At 61.7% G+C, this 8,509-nt stretch carries 7 protein-coding genes; all 7 read right to left on the reverse strand.

The annotated features are described in order from the left end of the window. Positions 1-1,592 (reverse strand): oligosaccharide flippase family protein (locus DK366_RS20860; RefSeq protein WP_157956649.1); only part of this gene is annotated, 1,592 nt, incomplete at its 3' end. 47 nt (positions 1,593-1,639) lie between these two features. Next, positions 1,640-3,379 carry a hypothetical protein gene (locus DK366_RS20865; RefSeq protein WP_232821144.1) on the reverse strand — a complete coding sequence of 580 codons (1,740 nt, stop codon included), beginning with the start codon at positions 3,377-3,379 and terminating at the stop codon, positions 1,640-1,642. Positions 3,380-3,390: 11 nt separating this feature from the next. Further along, a complete protein-coding gene (galE, locus tag DK366_RS20870; RefSeq protein WP_109127489.1) occupies positions 3,391-4,404 on the reverse strand; it encodes a UDP-glucose 4-epimerase GalE in 1,014 nt (337 codons plus the stop codon). Between the two features lie 262 nt (positions 4,405-4,666). Beyond that, positions 4,667-5,494: an alpha/beta fold hydrolase gene (locus DK366_RS20875; RefSeq protein WP_109127490.1), complete on the reverse strand. Its 828-nt coding sequence runs from the start codon at positions 5,492-5,494 to the stop codon at positions 4,667-4,669. Then, entirely contained in the window at positions 5,494-6,270 is a 777-nt protein-coding gene (locus DK366_RS20880; RefSeq protein ID WP_109127491.1) for an alpha/beta hydrolase, read from the reverse strand. The genes DK366_RS20875 and DK366_RS20880 overlap by 1 nt, the downstream gene beginning before the upstream one ends. Beyond that, the gene (locus DK366_RS20885) at positions 6,267-7,610 is read right to left on the reverse strand and encodes an outer membrane beta-barrel protein (protein ID WP_157956650.1); all 1,344 of its coding nucleotides are present in this window, start codon (positions 7,608-7,610) and stop codon (positions 6,267-6,269) included. Before DK366_RS20885 ends, DK366_RS20880 begins: the two co-directional genes overlap by 4 nt. A gap of 67 nt (positions 7,611-7,677) precedes the next feature. After that, a partial coding sequence (locus tag DK366_RS20890) for a hypothetical protein (RefSeq protein WP_343125632.1) occupies positions 7,678-8,509 on the reverse strand: 832 nt, incomplete at its 5' end.

Here is an 8,509-nt window from a genome sequence, read left to right on the forward strand (position 1 = left end):
CCCCCCCCCACCCCCCCCCCCCGCCGTGTTTCTGTCCAGCCGCCCCGGCCACCCCCGCGGCGCAGGAGGCTCGTGGGCTCGGAGATGTGGATAAGACACAGCCCCCGCAACGGCCCCAACTTATCGGTGATCATCCCCATCAACCGATAGTCCTCATCACTCCAGTACCGCACGAGAAAACTCGCCGGCACAAACACCGCCACAAACATCACCGCTCCGGTGATGAATGCAAAATGCCCTGGCGTGACATCAGCGACACCCCAACCCGCCGCTGTCGCCAAAAGACCCACTACCAGCAGCCGCATCATCAACGCACCCGGCAAACCCGCACTGGCCACGCGCCGGATGTAGAACGTGCAGATCGCCAGTTCCGCCAATCGCGTGCCGGAATAACAAAGCACGGCGCCAAGCAGGCCGAAATGCGGGATAAGGCTGAAACCCAGGATCACGTTGATCACCAGCGCGGAACCTGAAATACGCAAGCGATCACCCTGCCGATCCGTCACGACCTGGAAAGCCGCAATGGCGTTGGTGATCAGCAACAGGCCGGCGAGCACCAGCGTGACTTCGATCGCGGGAATCGCATCCACGTATTTGTTGCCGTACATCAGCGTCACCAAACCGGGCGTGGTCACAAAACCGAGACCAGCGATCATCAGGCCGGTAGCCCAGTAAAAGCGCGTGGCCTCTGACAGCACCCGCGTTGCCTGCGACTGCCCGCTTTGACCAAAGGCGCGCGCCATGTAAGGCAACAGCGTGGTAGTGAGACCCACCGAGAGCAGCTCCACGGCGCCCCGCGTCAACGTACCCGCAATCGCGAAATAGCCCACCGCCGTGGATGTCGAATAGGTATTGAGAAGAAACACTTCGACCGTATTGAGCTTCAACGCGAGCAACAGCACGAGCACGGCGGTCAGGCGAAGATGCCGCGTCAATCGCCGGGACATTTCGTCGGGGATGTCACCCGCCTCGAACGGCAGGCAATAGCGCCGGTAGGCGATACGGTTGATCAGGTTCAGCACCAGGCACGAGATGGTGAAGATGCCGATGAAGGCAATCAGTCCCGCATGGAACCAGGCGGCAAGCGCCACGAGCGCCAGCATGATGACGCCGGATATCACGGTCGCTATCGACACCGGTTCGAAGTGTTCCTGTCCCTTGGAAACGGCAACCCACAGGCCGTAATTCGCCTTGGCCACCACGCCGATGGCGACCAGGGCGGTGATGGGAAGGATGTAGCCCGTCCATTCCTTCGGCTGAATGATGGTCACGCCAAGAAAGAACAACGCGATGACGATGGCGCAGCTCCAGACCTGGTTGCGCGCCAGTCGATGCGAGATGTGCGACGCCACGTCGGGGCGCCCGGCGCCATACGCCTCGGCAATGAACTTGGTCGACGAGGTGGTCAACGCGTGGTTGCTGCACGTCATCAGCCAACCGCACAGCCACACGGTGAACGCATAGCGACCAAAGTCCGCCGGACCCAGCGCGCGCGCGATCCACACGCTGATGAACAAGCCCAGCGCGTACTCCACGTATGTGGAGGCCGACACCAATGCCATGCTTCGTAACGCTGCCACCCTGCGATTCATTGAAACCTGCCCCTGAGCAAACCGCTTGTTGAATGTTGTGTCGTGGATCAAGGTGTGGTGTGCATGGCCAACGGAGATGTGGTCCCGCTACCTGCCGGCTGCTGCATCAGCCACACTGCTACGCCGGCGCCCCGGTTGTTCCAGTTGAACCTGCGCGTGGTCCCTGTCACCTGCGCGCATTCCGTGCTGTATGACGATGCCAACGCTTCGACCCGTCGCTTGAACGCCTCGCTCTGCGCCGGATCGCGCTCGAAGTAGTACGCCGCCGCCATGGGCATCACCAGCTCAACGTTGTGCGCATCGCTGTACCAGCCATCGGAATCCTCGATGGCGGCGAGCTTCTGGTGGCTGGCCTGCGACGATGCCCAGTACCACGCAATCTGGCCCTGGGGACCGGAACATGGATTGCGCCAGTCATGGCTGGCGATGCCGCTGATGTCGATCCAGCCGTAGCGCTCCATGTAGCGCCCGAACGCCGTGATCATCTCGGGAATGCGAGGGTCGCCGGTGACCAGCCAGGTATGCCACAGGCCGTCGATGATGTTTTCGGTCATCCACGGCGATGTGCCGCGCACGTCATGCTGCGGATTCCACGAATCGTCTTCGTGCAGGTTCCAGCTGTTGCGCCAGGAGCCGTCGTTGCCCAGCTTGTCCGGATTGTTCCGCTGGTGGTCGTACAGCCAGGTCACACGTTCGCGCGCATATCCGAGGTAGCGCGTCATGCCGGTGAGATCATAGGCGTTGATAGTGGCCAGCAGGCCCAGCCCCGCCTGGCGTTCCGTGAAGTGTTCGCCGGGGTTGTCATACGGCCCCGGCGTACCTGCCCAGCCGCCGTGCTGCCAGAGCGTCACCATCTTGTCGACGGTTTCGGCATCGTGTTCGCTGTCGTCGCCCGTCAGCGCTAGTGCAAGAAGAATGGGCTCGACATACACGTACTTCACGTCGCAAGGCTCCTTGCCCATCGTCCAGCCACCCGCGCAGAACGGGCTGAAGGGCATGCCGTCGCGTTTGATGTACTTCATGTAGAAGTGATAGCTCTGGTCCGCCGCCTGCAGGTAATCGAAGCGACCGGTGCGCACATAAGCCTTGAACAAGGTGCTGGGACGATCGAACAGCCAAGCCGTGTGGTCGTCCACCGGCAGCTTGCGCGCCCAATCGAACTGCGTGGATACGTAATTGGCGTATGCCTCGCCCTTGGCGGCCGGCACCTGCGGGCCTGCAATCAACGACGCGCAAAGCCATGCCGGCTCCAGCGTGGCGAGCGCCGCTGCCACGCGCACGCCCTGCGCATCCGGCACCAGCTCCTGCACATACGGCCAGCCGGGAATGTCATGCGTACGTGGCTTGCCGATGGCGAAGTAATACGTGCCCTCGCCTTTCACCAGCTGCGCGGTGAATTGCGCCCGCGCGGCACGCACGCTGCGATCGCGTGCGTACCAAAGTATGGGTGCATCGACGTGCGAAGGAACTTCGTTGCCGGCCGCATCCAGGATGCGCAGCTGATGGATGTCACGCAACATGGAAGGCGGGAACGGAATGCCCACCGTCACCTTCACCTCGTCGCCTTCGCCCACGTTACGGTGCACCACGATCTTCTGCTCAGCCGTGGCATCCGCGGGTGCCTGGGCAACGGGCGTATCTGCCGGCTTGGTCGCCGTTGGCGTGTGTGACTTGTGCGAATGGCTGGTGGACCAGCCCAGCAATGGCAGCGACAGCAACACGAATCCGATAACGACCAGCGTGCGGCGACGGCCTTCCCATCGCGGGAAAGAACTTTCCGTTGGCAACCACCGTGTCATCACGCCACCGACGACAGCGGCGCGTGCTTGCTCACCATCTTGCGTTCCCACAACAGCGCCGTTCGCACGATGAAATCCAGGTCGTCGTATTGGGGATGCCAGTCAAGCACCTGCTTGAGCCGGTCGCTGCAGGCAATCAGCTTGGCGAGATCGCCGTCACGGCGTGGCAATTCCACGATGTTGAGTGGATGACCACCCACGCGAGCTACCGAATCGAGTACTTCGCGCACGCTGTAGCCATGGCCGTAGCCACAGTTGAGCTTGAGTGATGCACCGCCCGCGCGCAGGTGATCCAGCGCCAGCAGGTGGGCTGACGCAAGGTCTTCGACGTGGATGTAATCGCGAATACCGGTGCCGTCGGGCGTGTCGTAATCCGTTCCATAGATGGCCAGCGATTCGCGCTTGCCCACCGCGTGCTCGCAGGCGGCCTTGATCAGCAGCGTCGCCGACGGCGCGGAATGGCCAATGCGTCCCTTGGGATCACACCCGGCCACATTGAAATAGCGAAGAATCACATGGCGCATCACACCTGTTGCGCAGTAATCGCTGAGCATCATTTCCGACATCAGCTTGGATGTGCCGTAGGGGTTTACCGGGCATGTCGGCGTGCTCTCGTCGGCCACGCCCTGCTCCGTCAGCCCGTAAACCGCCGCCGTCGATGAGAAGATGAACTTGTCCACGCCCGATTCGGCGCAAGCCGCGAGAAGATTGCGAGTGTTGCAAGTGTTGTTGCCGTAGTACTTCAGCGGATCGCTTACCGATTCGGGCACCACCGTGTGCGCAGCGAAATGCAGCACGGCATCAATGCCATTCCGGCGCAGCACGTTGGTTACCAGTGCCGTATCACCGACGTTTCCCACGACCAGCTCGGCACCCTGCACCGCTTCGCGATAACCGGTGCTCAGGTTGTCGATCACCACCACCTGCTCGCCACGTGCCGTCAGCTGCTGTACCACATGACTCCCGATATAGCCGGCGCCGCCGGTGACGAGTACTTTAGAGTCTGCATTCATATGCCAAGTACCTCGCGCCGGTATCTGTTTGCCGGCAGGACAAGGAGGAACGAAGGAGCGTACGTCCGTACGCGACTGAGTGATGACGCAGTCATGCGGGCAAACAGACCCGGCCCGGAGGGTTGCGCTTGAGTGAGAGCCAGGCGGCAGCGCGAGGCTTGGCCTGCCGGCCAGGCAGGCACAGCGCCACGCACTGCCGCCTGGCTCTCACTCAAGCGCAACGCGAGGCACTTGGCATATGGATGCAGACTCTCAAGCATGTTCAAGTGCCTGGTCGTGTAAGGGGGAAATGACGCCCCATCCACTGCTCGACATGATCAAGCAGTTTCTGGCGGTCGCCACTGAGGACGTAGGTGTGATCGGTTTCCTTGAAGTGGCTTGCGCTGATGCCGGGGTGATCGGCCAGGCGGCCAAAGCATTCGCGGAACTGGCGGATGTCATTGAAGTAGCGAGCCACGCCGCCGCTGTAGACGAAATCGAGCTTGAGTCCGCGTGTCAGCATGTCGGTGAGCTGCTCGCGCACGATCGCCGGCGGCAACGGTTCCACCACGAAGGCAGGTTCGTTGGCGCGTGGCGTGGCAGGTGCCTCGGCATGCCGGCGCGTCAGTCGATGGCGCCACACGGTTGGACTGAAAAGGCGTGGCAGATAATGACGAACACGCTGCCCCAAGGTGCGATGCCCATAGCCATCAAGAAACAGCGCACCGGCCACCCGCGGGTCTGCATGGGCGGCGGCATGCGCGTTCTGCGCACCAGAGCAAAGGCCGAACAATACGAAGCGCCCGCAACCAGACTGCTGCTTGAGCAGTTCCATGGCGTCGCGTACGTCCGCCACGACCTGATCGGGCCGTGACAACCGCTGCCCGCTCGCGCCGCTGTCACCGATGGTGGAAAGATCGAACCGCAGCGTGGGATAACCCAGGGCATTGAGTCGCCGTGCCAGTTCAACGTGCAGGCGGAACGGCCCTACGCGATAGACCATGCCCGCGTTGAGGAAGATGACGCCCACGCCATGGTCGATGACAGCTGGAAGTCCCACCACGCCCACCAGATGCCGCGCCTGACCGAAACGGAAGGCCTGCTCATGCATCACGCCATCTCCTTCAGATGCCGCTTCGCAGCGTCGATCAGCGGATGCGAGAGGATGGCCATTTCCAGGCAGTCCACATCGTCCCAGCGTGGCGATACATCCACGCTCACGCGTCGCTGGTGATAGCGCTCGGGCAACAGCGACGCTTCATCGGGGAGTGCCGACGCGAGCCAAGCCGACGTAATGCCCGGGTCCAGCAAGCGCAGCGCATGCAATTGGTCGCGCAGATGGTCGCCACGCACAAAGCCCGGCCATTGACTGCTGACATCCATGTCCGGACGTGCGTATTCGAAGCGATTCAAGTCGACCTTGAGTGCTTCCTGCATGCTGTCGTACTGGCGTACCAGCGCCGAGCCATCGGCAATCGCATCCCACGCCACCACGCCATCGAGTCGCGCGGCCTGCGCAGCAGCAAGGGCCGCATTCGCACCCAGCCGCGTGCCAAAGGCGAGCACGCGGCCACCGCCGTGCCTGTTCCGCAGTTCAGACGCAGCGGTAACGACGTCGGCCATGCAGCGTACCCAGTCAAAATCCTTGGTTTCGCCGCCCGAATCGCCCGTGCCGTAGTAGTCGAATCGCAGCACTGGCAAGCCGGTCTCAGCCAACGCATGTGCAAGCTGGCGATACAGGCGATGGCAACGAATCTGCTCGACACCGAACGGTGCGCACAGCAACACGGCCGTTCCGGTAACGGCTGCCGCCGGATGGTAAAAGCCGAACAGCTCCCGCCCGGGACCGAAGTAGAACGGCAGTTCGGCTTCAACGCGCGCTTTCATCGGCGATACACCACGGCGAAGAGAATTTCGTTCTCGTGATAGCTCTGATCGTCGGCGGTGCTATGGCGCAACTGCCGCTGGTAGGACACACGCCAGCTCCAGTGCTGCGTGAACTCGTGACTCAGCGCGGCGCCATATCGATAGGTCTTGTCGGTACGATCGATGAAGCTGTAATCGATGTGTTCGAAATCACCGAAGGTGGTAAGCAGCAAGGTCGGCCGCAGCTTGTATTCGACACTGAACGCAACCGTCTTTTCCTTCTGGTCGAAGGTGGAGTCGTTGAGGTAATCGAGCTTGCGATAGAGCGGCGCCACCGTGACCGACAAGCGATCGCCGCGATAGCTATAGGTGCCTTGCAGGCTCTGGTCCAGGTAGACCTGGGAATCGACCACCACGGAGCCGGTATTGATGCCACGGTTCGGATCGTTGATCAGATCCAGCGGATTCGTCGGCACGTTGGTCATGCTGTCGATGATGGTCTGGCCCGGCTGCAACAGCATGTCCTGAGCGGCGTCCGAGAACTCGTAGGTGCCCGTCAGGCTGAAGCTGTTGTCGACGCTTGGGCGCCAGCCCAGCGTCACGCGCGCCATCGGCTTCGATGCGCTGGGTTCGTGGCTGAAATCAACATAACCCCAGCCCAGCAAGGCATCCACGTCAAAGTCGCGCAGCGTGTGCACGTAGTGGCCGTAGAACTCGTTGCGCGTGTAGTCGGGGCCAGCGTCGCTGTTCTTCAGATCCACGCGCTGCGACTCAAGGTTCAACGATACCTGCGTGGTCGGACTTACATCGCGGATGATGCGCAGCGCGCCCAGCCCGCGGGACGAGTCGAAGTCGTCCACCTTCGACGCGTAGCTGCTCATGTACTTCAGCTCCGCCTGTCCACGCGTGGCCTCGTTGAAGTTGAAATGCAGGATGGGACCGAGCGACAGCACATTCGTCTGCTGCTGGTTGTCCGGCGCGTTGCTGGTCAACGTATCCACCGGCTGCACACCGGCGTCGTCCTCGATGGAAAAGTCCAGGCGCTCGGGAATCGCCGTCCAGTTCGCCTGCAGGCTGAGCGATCCCAGCGTCTGGCTATCGAACTGCTTGTTGCTGTAATCGAGGTATTCCGCTGTGCCGACAATGTTCGCCTGGATGGTGGAACCCACTTGCCGATAGGCGAAATTCACACCCGGCGTGAACACGTTGGTACTGGCAGGATTGCTGGTGGACAACGCGATGTTGTCGCTGTGCTCCACGCTGGCGAACACCGCGTAGGCGAAGTCGCCAGCCCATGAACAACCAGGCACCACGACCAGCGCGAGCATGGTGGCACGGGCGAGCCTGTTGTATGCCGGCATATCCTTTCCTCTGGTTGTCCCCTGAAGGACCATCCCACCCTGTGATGGCCCTTCCTTCCCTATCCGTCTAGGGCGCTTGGTTGAACACCACTCCTGCGAGCTTGCTCGGTTCGAAATGACTCAGTGCCTGGTTGATCGCCCCGGGCGTGTCCTTGCCATAGCCCGCCACCACCACCACGAAATCCGCGAGATCCGCGAGAATGCGTGCATCCGGCGCGCCCTTGATCGAAGGTCCATCAAGGAAGATGTAGCGATCTGAATAGCGCGAGCGCAGCGAATCGATGACCGCGCGCATGCGATGCGAGGTGAAGTATTCGCTGCTGCTTTCGCGCGACTTGCCGGCGGGAATCAGCCTCAGGTGCGGCACGCCGGTGTGGTAGATGATGGACTCGATGCCGATGGCCGGATGGTCCATCAGGTCGATCAGGCCGCCGCGCGAAGGCTCCACGCCCATCACCTTGTGTTGATTCGGGTAGCGCACGTTGCAATCGATCAGCAAACTGGTTTTGGCTTCGTCGAAAGCGAACGCCGTGGCCAGGTTGCGCGTGACAAAGCTGCTTCCCGAACGCGGACTCACCGCAACCACCAGCGTGACGAAGTTCTGGTGACCGCCCATGGCGAGCAGGCGCGTGCGAATCTCGCGAAAGGCATCGGACTGCTGACGCACCGATTCTTCGCGGTGGATCATCCGGCGCTGTTCGAGCTGGATCGGCGCAAGTGCACCGCCCTCCTCGTGCATGCGCGCAATCGACTGGCTCGATGACTTGCGCATCTCAAGGTTGTGCGCCGCCGCTTCCAGCACTTCGCTGATGCGATCGGACATGTTTTCGTCGTCGATATTCTTCATGGTCATCCCTTCAGCCGCATCCAGACGGAAACATGTCACTAATACAAATCTG

This window comes from Dyella sp. C11 (assembly GCF_003121485.1).
Classification (GTDB): Bacteria; Pseudomonadota; Gammaproteobacteria; order Xanthomonadales; family Rhodanobacteraceae; genus Dyella.